Annotated in this window: 11 protein-coding genes and 1 pseudogene; 7 read left to right on the plus strand and 5 right to left on the minus strand. The window is 73.5% G+C overall.

Annotated elements, in window-relative coordinates; all coding sequences use genetic code 11:
* The 4 genes and pseudogenes from IE312_RS40740 to IE312_RS18460 all read left to right on the plus strand — a co-directional run.
* A pseudogene (locus tag IE312_RS40740) lies at positions 1-234 on the plus strand (serine hydrolase); the annotation flags it as partial.
* 195 nt (positions 235-429) lie between these two features.
* Positions 430-4,149 (plus strand): ABC transporter ATP-binding protein, encoded by a 3,720-nt coding sequence (locus IE312_RS18450; RefSeq protein ID WP_189983122.1) that lies wholly within the window; start codon positions 430-432, stop codon positions 4,147-4,149.
* Positions 4,150-4,261: 112 nt separating this feature from the next.
* A complete protein-coding gene (locus tag IE312_RS18455; protein ID WP_229900040.1) occupies positions 4,262-4,669 on the plus strand; it encodes a hypothetical protein in 408 nt (135 codons plus the stop codon).
* An 81-nt stretch (positions 4,670-4,750) separates the two neighbouring features.
* Complete coding sequence (locus tag IE312_RS18460) at positions 4,751-6,166, plus strand: S28 family serine protease (RefSeq protein WP_189983126.1); 1,416 nt, start codon at positions 4,751-4,753, stop codon at positions 6,164-6,166.
* A 15-nt stretch (positions 6,167-6,181) separates the two neighbouring features.
* Here the strand turns inward: IE312_RS18460 and IE312_RS18465 are convergent, their stop codons facing one another.
* Complete coding sequence (locus IE312_RS18465; protein ID WP_189983129.1) at positions 6,182-8,005, minus strand: glycoside hydrolase family 3 protein; 1,824 nt, start codon at positions 8,003-8,005, stop codon at positions 6,182-6,184.
* Positions 8,006-8,212: 207 nt separating this feature from the next.
* On the opposite strand from IE312_RS18465, the gene IE312_RS18470 reads away from it, so the two are divergent.
* Positions 8,213-8,794, plus strand: a complete 582-nt coding sequence (locus IE312_RS18470; RefSeq protein WP_189983136.1) for an RBBP9/YdeN family alpha/beta hydrolase — start codon at positions 8,213-8,215, stop codon at positions 8,792-8,794.
* 24 nt (positions 8,795-8,818) lie between these two features.
* Here the strand turns inward: IE312_RS18470 and IE312_RS18475 are convergent, their stop codons facing one another.
* The 4 genes from IE312_RS18475 to IE312_RS18490 all read right to left on the minus strand — a co-directional run bounded on the left by IE312_RS18475 (position 8,819) and on the right by IE312_RS18490 (position 12,816).
* Positions 8,819-10,102, minus strand: a complete 1,284-nt coding sequence (locus tag IE312_RS18475; RefSeq protein WP_229900042.1) for an MFS transporter — start codon at positions 10,100-10,102, stop codon at positions 8,819-8,821.
* A gap of 99 nt (positions 10,103-10,201) precedes the next feature.
* Positions 10,202-10,999, minus strand: a complete 798-nt coding sequence (locus IE312_RS18480) for a sugar phosphate isomerase/epimerase family protein (RefSeq protein ID WP_189983173.1) — start codon at positions 10,997-10,999, stop codon at positions 10,202-10,204.
* A gap of 69 nt (positions 11,000-11,068) precedes the next feature.
* Complete coding sequence (locus IE312_RS18485) at positions 11,069-11,668, minus strand: dihydrofolate reductase family protein (RefSeq protein ID WP_189983138.1); 600 nt, start codon at positions 11,666-11,668, stop codon at positions 11,069-11,071.
* Between the two features lie 101 nt (positions 11,669-11,769).
* Positions 11,770-12,816 carry a LacI family DNA-binding transcriptional regulator gene (locus IE312_RS18490; RefSeq protein WP_189983140.1) on the minus strand — a complete coding sequence of 349 codons (1,047 nt, stop codon included), beginning with the start codon at positions 12,814-12,816 and terminating at the stop codon, positions 11,770-11,772.
* A gap of 222 nt (positions 12,817-13,038) precedes the next feature.
* Here IE312_RS18490 and IE312_RS18495 point away from each other — a divergent pair, with 222 nt between their 5' ends.
* Both IE312_RS18495 and IE312_RS18500 read left to right on the plus strand, forming a co-directional pair.
* The gene (locus tag IE312_RS18495; RefSeq protein ID WP_189983142.1) at positions 13,039-14,190 is read left to right on the plus strand and encodes a Gfo/Idh/MocA family protein; all 1,152 of its coding nucleotides are present in this window, start codon (positions 13,039-13,041) and stop codon (positions 14,188-14,190) included.
* On the plus strand, positions 14,187-15,150 hold a 964-nt coding region (locus IE312_RS18500), incomplete at its 3' end, for a DUF993 family protein (RefSeq protein ID WP_229900044.1). The genes IE312_RS18495 and IE312_RS18500, both read left to right, overlap by 4 nt.

Here is a 15,150-nt window from a genome sequence, read left to right on the forward strand (position 1 = left end):
GCCACGCACGGCTGGCGGGTGCACAGCCTGGGCACGTTCGACGGCGCCGGCCACGACTACATGATCAGCGTACTGACGCAGGACAACAGCACCATGGACTACGGCGTCACCACGATCCAGAACGTGGCGCAGGTGATCCATAAGGACCTGGTGCCGTCCACGCCGGGCGTCAGCCGCTACCGGCCGACCGACTCGCCCCGCGAGGCGTTCGTCGCCGTACCGCCCCGAACCTGACACCACCCGAGCCCGGGTCCGTGCCCGGGCTCGGGTCCAGGCTCGGGTCCGTGCCCGTGCCCGGGTCCAGGCCTGGGTGCCCCGGCCCGCACCCCGCACCCCACCCCGGCGGAGCGTTTTGTTGCGGAGGGATGAAATCCGCTTCCTTCGGCGTTGGAGTGTTCCGGTAGAGCAGGTCGAACGGAAGGCACCGGCGTGGCAGCGCAACGGGGATGGGCACGACGCCTGGCGGGGTACGCCTGGCGGTATCCGAAGGACGTCGTCCTGGCCCTCGGCTCGTCGCTCGCCGGCATGGCCGTCCTGGCCGTCGTCCCGCTGATCACCAAGGTGATCATCGACGACGTGATCGACGCCCGCACGCGCGCCATGGCCCCCTGGGCCGGCGCCCTGGTCGGCGCGGCCCTGCTCGTCTACGGCCTCACCTACGTCCGCCGCTACTACGGCGGCCGGCTCGCCCTGGACGTCCAGCACGACCTGCGCACCGAGATGTACGGCACGATCACCCGGCTGGACGGCCGCCGCCAGGACGAGCTGTCCACCGGGCAGGTCGTCGGCCGCGCCACGAGCGATCTGCAGCTGATCCAGGGCCTGCTCTTCATGCTCCCGATGACCCTCGGGAACGTCCTGCTCTTCCTGATCTCCCTGGTGATCATGGCGTGGCTGTCGCTGCCGCTGACCCTGGTCGCCCTGGCCGTCGCGCCCGCCCTCGGCTGGATCGCCCGGCGCAGCCGGAGCAGGCTGCACCCCGCCACCTGGTACGCCCAGGCGCAGGCGGCGGCCGTGGCCGGCGTGGTCGACGGCGCGGTGAGCGGCGTGCGCGTGGTGAAGGGCTTCGGGCAGGAGGACCAGGAGACGAACAAGCTGCGCGAGGTCGGCCGCCGCCTGTTCGCGGGCCGCCTGCGCACGATCCGGCTGAACAGCAGGTACACCCCCGCCCTCCAGGCCGTCCCGGCGCTCGGCCAGGTCGCCATGCTGGCGCTGGGCGGCTGGCTCGCCGTACGCGGTCACATCACGCTCGGCACCTTCGTCGCCTTCTCCACCTACCTGGCCCAGCTGGTCGGCCCGGTCCGGATGCTCGCGATGGTCCTCACGGTCGGCCAGCAGGCCCGGGCTGGCACCGAACGCGTCCTGGAGCTGATCGACACCGAGCCCACCCTGGCGGACGGCACGAAGGAGCTGCCGGCCGACGCGCCCGCGACCGTCGAGTTCGACGACGTGTCCTTCGGCTACGACCACGAGCGTCCCGTGCTGGACGGGCTCAGCTTCGAGATCCGGCCCGGGGAGACCCTCGCCGTCGTCGGCTCCTCCGGTTCCGGCAAGTCCACCCTCTCCCTGCTCCTGCCGCGTTTCTACGACGTCACGCACGGCGCCGTCCTGATCGGCGGCCACGACGTGCGCGAGCTGACCCTGGACTCGCTACGGGCCGCGATCGGCCTGGTCCCGGAGGATTCGTTCCTCTTCTCCGACACCGTCCGCAGCAACATCGCCTACGGCCGCCCGGACGCCACCCAGGAGGAGATCGAGGCCGCCGCCCGCGCCGCCCAGGCGGACCGTTTCATCAGGGAGCTGCCCGACGGCTACGACACCAAGGTCGGCGAGCAGGGCCTGACCCTTTCCGGCGGCCAGCGCCAGCGCGTCGCACTCGCCCGCGCCCTGCTCACCGACCCGCGCCTGCTGGTCCTGGACGACGCCACCTCGGCCGTGGACGCCCGGGTCGAGCACGAGATCCACGAGGCGCTGGCGGACGTGATGCGCGGCCGTACGACCCTGCTCATCGCCCACCGCCGCTCCACCCTGAACCTCGCCGACCGCATCGCCGTCCTCGACGGCGGCAGGCTCGCCGACCTCGGTACCCACGAGGAGCTGCAGGAACGTTCAGCCCTGTACCGCCGGCTGCTCACCGACCCCGACGAGCTGGGCGCGGTCTCCCCGGGCCACGCCCGCCCGGCCGAGCCGCGGGAGGACACCTCCGTCCGGGACGAGCTGGACGCAGAGTTCGACGCCGAGCGCGGGGTGACCCCGCGGCTGTGGACCGGCGACCGCGCGCCCAAGGACACCGCGCTGTCCGGCACCCCGGCGACCCCGGAGCTGCTCGCCCAGGTGGAGGCGCTGCCCCCGGCCACCGAAACGCCCGACATCGACGAGGGCCGCGCGGTCCTGCCCGAGGACTCCTACGGTCTGCGCCGTCTGCTGCGCGGCTTCGGTGCGCCCCTGCTGGTCAGCCTGCTGCTGGTGGCCGTGGACGCGGGCGCGGGCCTGCTGCTGCCGGTGCTGATCCGGCACGGCATCGACTCGGGCGTGACCAAGGCGGCGATCGGCGCGGTGTGGTCGGCCTCGCTGCTCGCCCTGCTGACCGTGCTGGTGCAGTGGGCCGCGCAGATCGGCGAGACCCGGATGACCGGCCGTACCGGCGAACGCGTGCTGTACACGCTGCGGCTGAAGATCTTCGCGCAGCTCCAGCGGCTCGGCCTGGACTACTACGAGCGCGAGCTGACCGGCCGGATCATGACCCGGATGACGACCGACGTCGACGCGCTGTCCACCTTCCTGCAGACCGGTCTGGTCACCGCGTTCGTGTCGGTCGTCACCTTCTTCGGGATCATGGCCGCCCTGCTGGTCCTGGACCTCCAGCTCGCGCTGGTCGTCTTCGCGACCCTGCCCCCGCTGTTCCTGGCCACCTTCTTCTTCCGCCGGGCGAGCGTGAAGGCGTACGAACTCGCCCGCGAGCGGGTCTCCGCGGTGAACGCCGACCTCCAGGAGACCGTGGCCGGGCTGCGGATCGTGCAGGCCTTCCGGCGGGAGCGGGACGGCGGACGCCGGTTCGCCGAGCGCAGCGACGGCTACCGGAGCGCCCGTATCCGCGGCCAGTGGCTGATATCGGTCTACTTCCCGTTCGTGCAGCTGCTGTCCTCCGTCGCCGCGGCGGCCGTGCTGGTCGCGGGCGCGGGCCGGGTGCAGGCGGCCACGCTGACCACGGGCGCCCTGGTGGCGTACCTGCTGTACATCGACCTGTTCTTCGCGCCGGTCCAGCAGCTGTCCCAGGTCTTCGACGGCTACCAGCAGGCCACGGTCTCGCTGGGCCGCATCCAGGAGCTGCTGCGCGAGCCGACGTCCACGCGGTCCGCCGCCGAGCCCCTCGACGTGCTGTCCCTGCGCGGCGACATCGCCTTCGAGGGCGTGCACTTCGCCTACGGCGACGAGGAGGAGGCACTGTCCGGCGTCGACCTGACGATCCCGGCCGGGCAGACGGTGGCGTTCGTCGGTGAGACGGGCGCCGGCAAGTCGACCCTGGTCAAACTGGTCGCGCGGTTCTACGACCCGACCACCGGGCGGGTCACGGCCGACGGCACTGACCTGCGCGCCCTGGACCTCACCGCGTACCGGCACCGGCTCGGGGTCGTGCCGCAGGAGGCGTACCTCTTCCCGGGCACCGTCCGCGACGCCATCGCCTACGGCCGCCCCGACGCCACCGACGCCCAGGTGGAGGCGGCGGCCCGCGCGGTCGGCGCGCACGAGATGATCGCCACCCTGGAGGGCGGCTACCTGCACGAGGTCGCCGAGCGCGGCCGCAACCTCTCGGCCGGCCAGCGCCAGCTGATCGCCCTGGCCCGCGCCGAACTGGTCGACCCCGACATCCTGCTGCTGGACGAGGCCACGGCCGCCCTGGACCTGGCCACCGAGGCCCAGGTCAACCAGGCCACCGACCGGCTGGCGGGCCGCCGCACCACGCTGGTCGTCGCGCACCGCCTCACCACCGCGGCCCGTGCGGACCGGGTGGTGGTGATGGACCGCGGCCGGGTCGCGGAGGACGGCACCCACGAGGAGCTGCTCGCCCGCGGCGGCCGGTACGCCGAGCTGTGGCGGACCTTCGTCGGCCGGTCCGAGCCGGAGGAGCCGGTCGGCGCGTCCCGCTGAGGACCCCCGGCCGGTATGCATCGCTGACGGTCGTGCAACCATCCGACACACTCGTGCGTCCGTACATCAGTACGGGCACAGGGGATCGTGTTCGATGACGGGGAGGACGACAGTGGACAGTGGTGCGAGGGGCCGGCGACTGCGCAGGCGACTGGCGCTCGGCGCGGCCGTGCTGGCCGTGTCCGGGGCGTTCACGTTCACGGCGACGGGGGCCGCGCAGGCGGCGGGAGCGGCCGGCGGCTGCGCCGGACGGGAGGTGAGGACCCTGCCGTTCAAGACGGGCGTCACCCACGTCTACCAGAGCAACGCCTACGTCTGTGCCGTGACCGTGCCGCGGAACCCCGGCGCCGCCCGGACCATGTCGGTCAGCGTCCAGGCCCGCGGCAACCGCCCGGTCGTCGACAAGGGCCGCTACCGGTACCACGCCGGCCCGGTGACCGTGCACGCCGGCCACCGCTGCGTCTGGATCAAGGGCGCGGTGGGCCGGTACGCGACCAGCTCGGGCTGGATCCTGTGCTGAGGAGCACTCAATCACCCCTGGTGCGAGACAAGTTGCTGGGATAACTTCCGGCGGACATCTGTCTCACAGGGGAGAGTGCGCATGCGCAAGGCGCTCAGATGGCTGCTGGCGCTCACGGTCCTCATAGGCACGCTGAGCACGGCGGCCGGCGCGGCCACCGCCGCGGAGCCCGAGCCCACCGACATCAAGGACCGGCTGCTGTCGATACCCGGCATGAGCCTGGTCCAGGAGAAGCCGTACCCCGGCTACCGCTACTTCGTCCTGAACTACACCCAGCCGGTCGACCACCGCCATCCGGACCGGGGCACCTTCCAGCAGCGCATCACCGTGCTGCACAAGGACGTGACCCGCCCGACGGTCTTCTACACCAGCGGCTACAACGTCTCCACCACCCCGTCGCGGCGCGAGCCCACCCAGATCGTGGACGGCAACCAGGTCTCCCTGGAGTACCGCTTCTTCACCCCGTCCCGGCCCGCCCCGGCCGACTGGTCCAAGCTGGACATCTGGCAGGCGGCGAGCGACCAGCACCGCGTGTACGAGGCCCTGAAGCCGGTCTACTCCGCCAACTGGCTGGCCACCGGCGGCTCCAAGGGCGGCATGACGGCCACCTACTACGAGCGCTTCTACCCCCGCGACATGGACGGCGTGGTGGCCTACGTCGCCCCGAACGACGTGGTGAACAAAGAGGACTCGGCGTACGACCGCTTCTTCGAGCGGGTCGGCACCCAGGAGTGCCGGGACCGGCTGAACGCCGTCCAGCGGGAGGCACTGGTGCGCCGCGCCCGGCTGGAGAAGAAGTACGCGGCCTACGCCGCCGAGAAGGGCTACACCTTCGGCACCATCGGCGGCCTCGACAAGGCCTACGAGGCGGTCGTCCTCGACTACGTGTGGGGCTTCTGGCAGTACAGCCTGCTGAAGGACTGCGACACCGTCCCGGCGGACGCCACGACCGCCACGGACGACGAGATCTGGGCCTCCGTCGACACGATCTCCGGCTTCTCCGCCTACACCGACCAGGGCCTGGAGACGTACACCCCGTACTACTACCAGGCGGGCACGCAGCTGGGCGCCCCGACGATCCACTTCCCCCACATCGAGCGGAAGCTGATCCGCTACGGCTACCAGCCCCCGCGCAACTTCGTCCCCCGCTCCATCCCGATGCGCTTCCAGCCGCACGCCATGCGGGACGTGGACACCTGGGTCCGCCACCACGCCGACCACATGCTCTTCGTCTACGGCCAGAACGACCCCTGGGGCTCGGAACGCTTCCGTCTCGGCGCGGGCGCCCGCGACTCCTATGTCTTCACGGCACCCGGCATGAACCACGGAGCGAACGTGGCGGGCCTGACCCCGGACCAGAAGGCCCTCGCCACGGCCCGCGTCCTGGACTGGGCGGGTCTCTCCCCGTCCACCGTGTCCCGGGCGAAGCCGCTGGCCCCGTACGACGCGAAGCTCGACGTACGGGACGCGGAGCGGGAGCCGACGCTGCGCCCCTGAGCGCCGGCCGGCGGGTCAGTACGTCAGTCCGTACCCGATCGGGTACAGCACCCGGGCCGGGTCGTCCGCCCGCTGCACCGGCACCGGCAGCCTCCCGCGGGGCCGCACCCGGCCCGCGAGCACCCGTGCGGCGGCGCGCAGTTCGACGTCCGTCCAGCAGTACGTGGCCAGGCAGGCCGGGACGGCAGGCAGCTGCGCGACGTCGTACGGGTTGCGGACGGCCACCGCGACCACCGGCCGGCCGGTGCCCAGCAGGCGCTCCACCAGGGTGCGCTGGGTGCTGGACGCGGTCACGTTGTAGGTGGCCACCACCACGGCGTCCGCGTCCTGGGCGGCGGCGACCGCCTTGTCGACGGTCGCCGCCGAGGGGGCGGTGCCGGTGGACAGGGCCGTGGCGGTGAAGCCCAGCTCGGTGAGGGCGGCGGCCAGGACGCCGGTGGGCGGGCCGGTGGTGCCGGACGGCGAGGCGGGGTCGGCGCCGACGACCAGGAGCCGGTGCTGCCGGCGGCGGTCGAGGGGCAGCGTGCCGTCCTCGTTGACCAGCAGGGTGGTGGTGCGTTCGGCGATGCGCCCGGCCCTGGCCAGGTGGGCCGGGGTGCCCACCGTGCCGTCGACGCCCGCCGGGTCGGCCCAGGGGTCGTCGAAGAGCCCCCGCCGGGCCTTCAGCCGCAGGATGCGCAGGATCGATTCGTCCAGCCGGGCCTCGGTCAGCTCGCCCCCGCGCACGGCCGCCAGCACCGCGTTCCAGGCCACGTCCAGCGACGGCGGGTTGAGCAGCTGGTCCACGCCGGCCTGCAGGGCGAGCACCGGCACCCGGTCGTCGCCGTACTTGGTGCGCACGCCCTGCATGCCGAGGGAGTCGGTGATCACGACCCCGTCGTAGCCGAGTTCCCCGCGCAGGATGCCGGTGACGATCGGCCGCGACAGGGTCGCCGGGTCGCCGGAGCCGTCCAGGGCCGGGAACTGGATGTGCGCGGTCATGACCGAATCGATGCCCGCCCGGATCGCGGCCCGGAACGGCACCGCGTCCAGCTCCTCCCACAGCTCCCTGCTGTGCGTGATGACCGGGAAGCCGTAGTGGCTGTCGACGGTGGTGTCCCCGTGACCCGGGAAGTGCTTGGCGGTAGCCGCGACCCGGGCCGCCTGGTAGCCCCTCACCTCGGCGGCGACCAGCTCGGCGACCGCCTCCGGGTCGGCGCCGAAGGAGCGGACGCCGATGACCGGGTTGGCCGGGTTGACGTTCACGTCGGCGTCGGGGGAGTAGTCCTGGTTGATGCCCATCGCGCGCAGCTCGGCGCCCGAGATCCGGCCCAGGGCGCGCGCGTCGGAGCGGGAGCCGCCCGCGCCGATCGCCATGGCTCCGGGGAAGAGGGTGGCGGGCCTGCCGATCCGGCAGACCGCCCCGTGCTCCTGGTCGGTGGCGATGAGCACGGGCAGACCGCGCGGCTGGTCCAGCGAGGCCCGCTGGATGCCGTCGGACAGGGCGGCGATCTGGTGCGGGTCGCGGGTGTTGTGCGCCCAGGTGAAGTAGATGATGCCGCCGACGCGGTACTTCGCGACCAGCTCGGCGGCGGTGCGGACGCCGATCTCCTTGAGGTTGGCGTCGATGTCGGCCTGGTCGGGGTCGGTGGCGGAATGGCCGTAGACCCGCATCACGAAGAGCTGGCCGACCTTCTCCTCCAGGGTCATGCGGGAGATCAGGGCGCGCAGCCGGCGGTCGCCCGGGGTGGCGGCGTGGGCGGTCGCAGGTACGGTCAGCGCGGCCGTGAGGCCCGCGGTGGCGGTGAGGACGGCGCGTCTGGACGGCCGTGCGGTGTTTCCCGTGCTGGTGTCGTGCACGTGCGCTCCTTCCAGAGGAGAACCGCTGAAGGAAACTTCCGAGGAGTCACCAATATCCGGGAAGTTTCTTTCCGTCAAGGGAATGCACAGTAACCACGAAGGGGCCGCCCGCCGCGCATTCCCGGGGCGCGTCCGGCCCCGTACCGCCCGTATCGGGGCAGCCGCCGGCCCTGGACCCGCGGGGACCGGCGGGAGAGGATCACCGGCATGACCCCACGCTCGTACCTCCTCCTGCACGGCTGGCAGAACCACCGTCCCGAGCCGCACTGGCAGCACTGGCTCGCCGACCGGCTCGCCGCCGCCGGGCACCGGGTCGCCTACCCGCAGCTGCCCGACGCCGACGACCCCGACCTGGACGTCTGGCTCACCGAACTCGCCCGCCACCTGGAGGAGTCGGACGCGTCGGGCGAACGGGTCGTGGTGGCGCACAGCCTGTCCTGCGTGCTGTGGCTGCACGCCGCCGCCCGGGGCATGAAGCAGCTGGGGTACGCGGACCGGGTGCTGCTCGTCGCCCCGCCCTCCGGTTCCGTCCTCACCCGCTACTCGGAGGTGGCCGCCTTCGCCCCGCCCGCGCTCGACTTCACCCTGCCCGGGCCGGCCCGGCTGGTCGCGGGCGACGACGACCCGTACTGCCCGGAGGGCGCGGGCCCGCTCTTCGCCGAGCCGCTCGGCATCCCCGCCGACATCCTGCCCGGCGCCGCCCACCTCGACCTGGACGCCGGGTACGGCTCCTGGCCGGCGGTCCTGGACTGGTGCGTCGACGGCACGACCCCGCTGACGCCCCGCTAGGAACACGACTCCGCCGACGCCCCGCTAGGAAGCGTCCTCCGGAGCACGCCGGCGCCCGCCCCGTCCGGAGGACACCTCCTGGCCGGCCCGGGTCCGCTCGCGCAGTTCGGGTGTCGTCGCGGCGACCGCCGCCACCGCCAGGACGCACAGCAGGCCCCCGCTGAGCAGGGCGGCCGTGCCCGAGGTCCAGCCGGCCAGCAGACCGCCGCGCACGTTGCCCAGGCTCGGGCCCGCCTGGCCGACGATCTGCTCGGCCGCCGTGACCCGGCCGAGCAGCGCGTCCGGGGTCCGGGTCTGCACGATCGTGGAGCGGCAGACCACCGCCGTGGCGTCCGCCGCGCCGGCCAGCGCGAGCAGGGCCAGACCCAGCCAGGGGCTGCGGGCCAGACCGAACAGGACCAGCGCGCCGCCCCAGGCGGCGGACGCGCACAGCATCACCGGGCCCGGCCGGGCGAGCCGGGTCAGCGGACCGGACAGCGCGGTCGCCGCGATCCCGCCCACCGCCAGCGCCGACAGGAACAGACCGAGGGTGCGCGGGTCACCGCCGAACCGCTCGGCGTTGACCAGCGGGAACAGGCTCACCGGGAACGAGAGCACGGTCGCCGCCAGGTCGGTGACCAGCGCCCCCCGCACCACCCGGTGCCCGGCCAGGAACCGCAGCCCGTCCAGCACCCCGTGCACCCCGGCCCGCGACGGCTCGCCCTGCGGCGGCAGCGCGGGCAGCCCGCGGGCGCCGTAGAAGGCGAGACCGAAGCTGAGGGCGTCCAGCAGGTAGCAGACGCCGATGCCGAACCAGCCCAGCAGCAGCCCGGCCAAGGCCGGACCGAGCAGCATCATCGACTGACCGGAGACCTGTTGCAGGGCCAGCCCGGCGGCCACCTGCTCCTTGGGCAGCAGCCGCGGTACGAAGACCCCGGCGGCCGGCGCGCCGAGCGCGCCGAAGGCCGACTGCACGGCGACGAGCAGCAGTACGGCCGCCACCGGCACGTGCCCGGTGAAGCCCTGCACGGCCAGCAGCAGCGAGCAGGCCGCCTGGCCGACGGTCGCGCCGAGGAAGACCCGGCGCCGGTCCGCCCGGTCGGCCCGGGCCCCGGCGAACAGCCCGAACACCACCAGCGGCAGCGCCTGCGCCAGGCCCACCCCGCCGGTCCAGGCGGTGCTGCCGGTCATGTCCCAGACCTGGTACATGACCGTCACCATGGTCATGAACCCGCCGAGCACGGACACGGTCCGGCCGATCAGCAGCCGCCGGAAGACGGGGGAGGTGCGCAGTGGCCGTACGTCGATGAGCGAGCGGGCGAGGCTCATGACCGGGAGGGGGCGCACGCCCCCGAGGGCGGGATCACCGGGGGAGGGTATCCGCGGGACCCCGCAATCGTCAGCCGGTTTTCCCGCCCGGGGCCGAGGTCAGGCCGCCTCGCCCAGCAGCCGTGCCAGGTGCTCGCGGCCGGCGCCGAGCAGCTCCGCGAGCGGCGCGGCCTCCTCGTACCAGCGCTTCTCGTACTCCCAGCACAGCCAGTCCCAGCCCTGCCGGGACAGCACGTCGACGCACTCGGTGAGCGGCAGCACGCCCGTGCCCAGCGGCAGCGGGGTGGTGTCCTCGGCGGAGGCGATGTCCTTGACCTGTACGTACCCCAGGTGCGGGGCGAGGGCCGCGTACGTCTCCGAGGGCTGCTCACCGCCCAGCCAGGTGTGCATCACATCCCACAGCGCGCCGGCCTGCCGGTGCCCCACCGGGCCGAGGATCCGGATGGCGTCGGCGCCGGTGCGGTGCGAGTCGTGGGTCTCCAGCAGGATCCGCACGCCCAGCGCGGAGGCGTCCTCGGCGGCGGTGCCGAGCCGCCGGGCGGCGATCGCGTCCGACTCCTCGCCGGGCCGGTCCGGATCGGCGCCGGGCAGGACCCGGACGAAGGGGGCGCCCAGGTCGTGCGCCAGTTGCAGCAGGTCCCGGATCTCCGCCAGCACCGGCGCGTCCTCGCCGGGAGCGGCGACCCGCGTGTACCCGGCGAGGCCGAGCACCTCGACGCCGGCGCCCCGGAACAGGGCCGCGGTCGCGGCACGTTCGGCGGGGGACAGGCCCGGGTGCACCGGCTCCTCGGGATGGGCGCGCAGCTCGACGCCGTGGTAGCCGTGGGTGGTCGCGAGCGCGAGGACCTCCGGGACGGGAAGGCCGGGGACACCGAGAGTGGAGAACGCCAGCTTCATGGTCACGGACCCTACTCGCTCCCGCCCCGGCCGGGCCGCTCGGGGCGGTCCGTGCGTCGGCGTCCGCGCCTACGCCCGCTGCCCGGCCGGCCGGTACACGTTCACCTGCGCCCCGGACTTCGCGGTGGCCGACGACACCAGTTCCCAGGTCCGCCTGCCCCCGTCCGCCGGGAAGACCGACTTGCCGCCGCCGAGCAGCACCGGCATGACCACGAGCCGCAACTCGTCCACCAGCCCGGCCCCGATCAGCGCCCGCACCAGCGTGGGGCTGCCCATCACCGCCAGGTCCCCGCCCCCGGCGGCCCGCAGCTCCCGCACCTTCCCCAGGGCCTCGGCACCCGGGATCCGCACGGTGTTCACCCAGCTCAGCTCGTCGTCCCGGAGGGTGTCGGAGACGACGTACTTGCGCAAGGAGTTGAGCCGGTCGGCGAACGGGTCGCCCGCGCGCTCCGGCCAGGCCGCGGCCATCGTCCGGTACGTCCGCCGCCCGTACAGCAGCGCCTCGGCGCGCTCCAGTCCCGCGGCGAACGCCCCGCCGACCACCTCGGGGTCGAAGAACGGATGCGACCAGCCCCCGTGCGCGAAACCCCCGTCGGTGTCCTCGTCCGGCCCGCCCGGGGCCTGCACGACTCCGTCGAGACTGATGAACTCGGTGACGACGACATGCATGGGGCGGCTCCTCGAAGAGTGTTCCGTTGCTGACGACGGTGCAGACGGCCGGCGGCCCGGGAACTCATCGGTGCCGTCCGCGCCGCCAGGGCGTGCGCGCCCTACTCCCGCGGCACCCCGGAGGAGCCCCGCACCATCAACTCCCCCCGCACCGAGGCGATACCGCCGGGCGGCGGCTCCTCCCGGCCCATCGCGACACGGCCGGCCCGGGCCCCCGCCTCCGACAGCGGCAGCCGGACCGTCGTCAGGGACGGCACCGCGTCGATGCTGAAGGGCAGGTCGTCGAAGCCGGCCACCGAGACGTCCTCGGGGATGCGCAGGCCGGACTCGCGCAGCGCGGCGCAGGCGCCGAGCGCGACGGAGTCGTTCGCGGCGACGATCGCCGTCAGGGAGGGGTCGCGGCGCAGCAGCTCCAGCGTGGCCTCGTAACCGGAGCGGCGGTCGTAGCGGCCGTGGACCGTGTGGCGCGGGTCCTCCTCGATGCCGGCCGCCGCGAGCGCGGCGCGGTGGCCCTCCAGCCGGTGCCGGGTGGTGGTGCGTTCCCCGGGGCCGGCGATGTAGCCGAGCCGGCGGTGGCCGAGGCCGATCAGGTGGTCGGTCAGCGCGCGGGCGCCGCCCCGGTTGTCGAAGGTGAGGGCGACGGCCCGGGTGTCCGGCGCCGGCGGGCGCCCGCACAGCACCACCCGGGTCCCGGCGTCCGCCAGCTTGCGCAGCTTCCCCGCGACCGCCGCCGCGTGCGGCGCCTCCTCCACGGCCCCGCCGGTCAGCACCACGGCCGCGGCCCGCTGCCGCTGGAGCAGCGTGAGGTAGGTCAGTTCGCGCTCGGGGGAGCCGCCGGTGTTGCAGACGACCGCCAGGCGCTCGCCGCCCGCGCGGCCGCCCGGCCCGCCGATCTCGGCCTGGATCGCGCTCGCCATGATGCCGAAGAACGGGTCGGCGATGTCGTTGACGAGGATGCCGACCAGGTCCGAGGTGGCGGCCGCGAGGGCGCTCGCGGGACCGTTGAGGACGTAGTCCAGCTCGTCCACCGCCCGCAGCACCCGCTCGCGCGTCGACGCGGCGACCGGGTAGTTGCCGTTCAGCACGCGCGACACCGTCGCGGGGGAGACCTGGGCGCGGGCCGCCACGTCCGCCAGGGTCACCGTCATCTCGTCGTCCTCCGGTCACGCGTCATGTCGTACGCCCTCGTAGACAGCCGGGCACACGTCGTGGTTCCGAGCAGACCTTACGGCCACGGCCCCCGGTTGTTCGCCCCCTCGAACAACTCGAAGCGGACACGGTCTTGTACGGACCCCGCCGAGAGGCTAGCTTCTCCTGGTAGAAAGCGCTTGCTGCAACGCTTGCTCCGCCGGCCCACGAAGGGGACCCACGTGACACGCAAGACGGTGCGTATCGCCATGAACGGTGTGACCGGGCGCATGGGCTACCGCCAGCACCTCGTCCGGTCGATCCTCGCCCTGCGCGAACAGGGCGGCCTCGACCTCGGCGACGGCACCGTGCTCTGGCCCGAACCGGTCCTGCTCGGCCGCCGCGAACACGCCCTGCGCGAGATCGCCGAACGGCACGGACTCGACCACGTCTCCACCGACCTGGACGCCGTCCTCGCCGACCCGGACATCGACCTCTACTTCGACGCCCAGGTCACCTCCGCCCGCGCGGAGGCCCTCACCAAGGCCATCGCGGCCGGCAAGCACGTCTACACCGAGAAACCCACCGCCACCGGCCTCGACGGCGCCCTCGCCCTCGCCCGCCTCGCCCACGACAAAGGCGTCAAGCACGGCGTCGTCCAGGACAAGATCTTCCTGCCGGGCCTGCTGAAGCTGAAGCGGCTCGTCGACGGCGGCTTCTTCGGCCGGATCCTCTCCGTGCGCGGCGAGTTCGGCTACTGGGTCTTCGAGGGCGACTGGCAGCCCGCCCAGCGCCCCTCCTGGAACTACCGGGCCGAGGACGGCGGCGGCATCGTCGTCGACATGTTCCCGCACTGGGAATACGTCCTGCACGAACTGTTCGGCCGCGTGACGTCCGTCCAGGCCCTCGCCACCACCCACATCCCGCAGCGCTGGGACGAACAGGGCAAGCCCTACGACGCCACCGCCGACGACGCCGCCTACGGCATCTTCGAGCTGGAGGGCGGCGCCGTCGCCCAGATCAACTCCTCCTGGGCGGTCCGCGTCCACCGCGACGAACTCGTGGAGTTCCAGGTCGACGGCACCGAGGGCTCCGCCGTCGCCGGCCTGCGCACCTGCCGCGTCCAGCACCGCAGCGCCACCCCCAAGCCCGTGTGGAACCCCGACCTCCCCGCCAGCGAGGTCTTCCGCGACCAGTGGCAGGAGGTGCCCGACAACACCGGGTTCGACAACGGCTTCAAGGCCCAGTGGGAGCTGTTCCTCAAGCACGTGTACGCCGACGCCCCCTACCACTGGGACCTGCTGGCCGGCGCCCGCGGCGTGCAGCTCGCCGAACTGGGCCTGAGGTCCTCCGCCGAGGGCCGCCGCATCGACGTACCGGAGATCGCCCTGTGACCCTCCGCCTCCCCGCGCCGGACGGCACCCTGCGCGCCTACGAGCCCCGCACCGAGCCGCCGGCCTTCCCCGCCGGCACCCCCTTCACCTCCCGTACGGTCTTCTCCGCGGCCCACGTCGTCGCCGACCCGTACGCCGACGTGTCCCCGGACTCCCCCGCCGCCGTCGACTGGGACGCCACCCTCGCCTTCCGCCGCCACCTGTGGTCGCACGGACTCGGCGTCGCCGAGGCCATGGACACCGCCCAGCGCGGAATGGGCCTGGACTGGGCGGGCGCCGCCGAACTGATCCGGCGCAGCGCCGCCGAGGCCCGGGCGGCCGGCGGCACGATCGCCTGCGGTGCCGGCACCGACCAGCTGACCGGCCCGGCGACCACCCACGAGGTCCGCGCGGCCTACGAGGAACAGCTCGCCGTCGTCGAGGAGACCGGCGCCCGGGCCGTCCTGATGGCGTCCCGCGCCCTGGCCGCGGCGGCGCGGGGCCCCGAGGACTACCTGGAGGTCTACGGCCACCTGCTGCGCCAGGCCGCCGAACCGGTGATCCTGCACTGGCTGGGCCCCATGTTCGACCCGGCCCTGGAGGGCTACTGGGGCTCGGCCGACCTCGACACGGCCACCGACACCTTCCTGGAGGTCATCGGCGCCCACCCCGACAAGGTCGACGGCGTCAAGATCTCCCTGCTGGACGCCCGGCGCGAGATAGACCTCAGACGCCGGCTGCCGCGGGGCGTGCGCTGCTACACCGGCGACGACTTCCACTACCCCGAGCTGATCGCGGGCGACGACCAGGGCTTCAGCCACGCCCTGCTCGGCGTCTTCGACCCGCTCGGCCCGCTCGCCGCGCAGGCGGTACGGATCCTGGACACCGGGGACGTCAAGGGCTTCCGGGAACTCCTCGACCCGACCGTGGAGCTGTCCCGGCACCTCTTCCAGCCCCCCACCCGCTTCTACAAGACGGGTG

The organism is Streptomyces capoamus, assembly GCF_014654935.1.
Lineage (GTDB): Bacteria > Actinomycetota > Actinomycetes > Streptomycetales > Streptomycetaceae > Streptomyces > Streptomyces capoamus.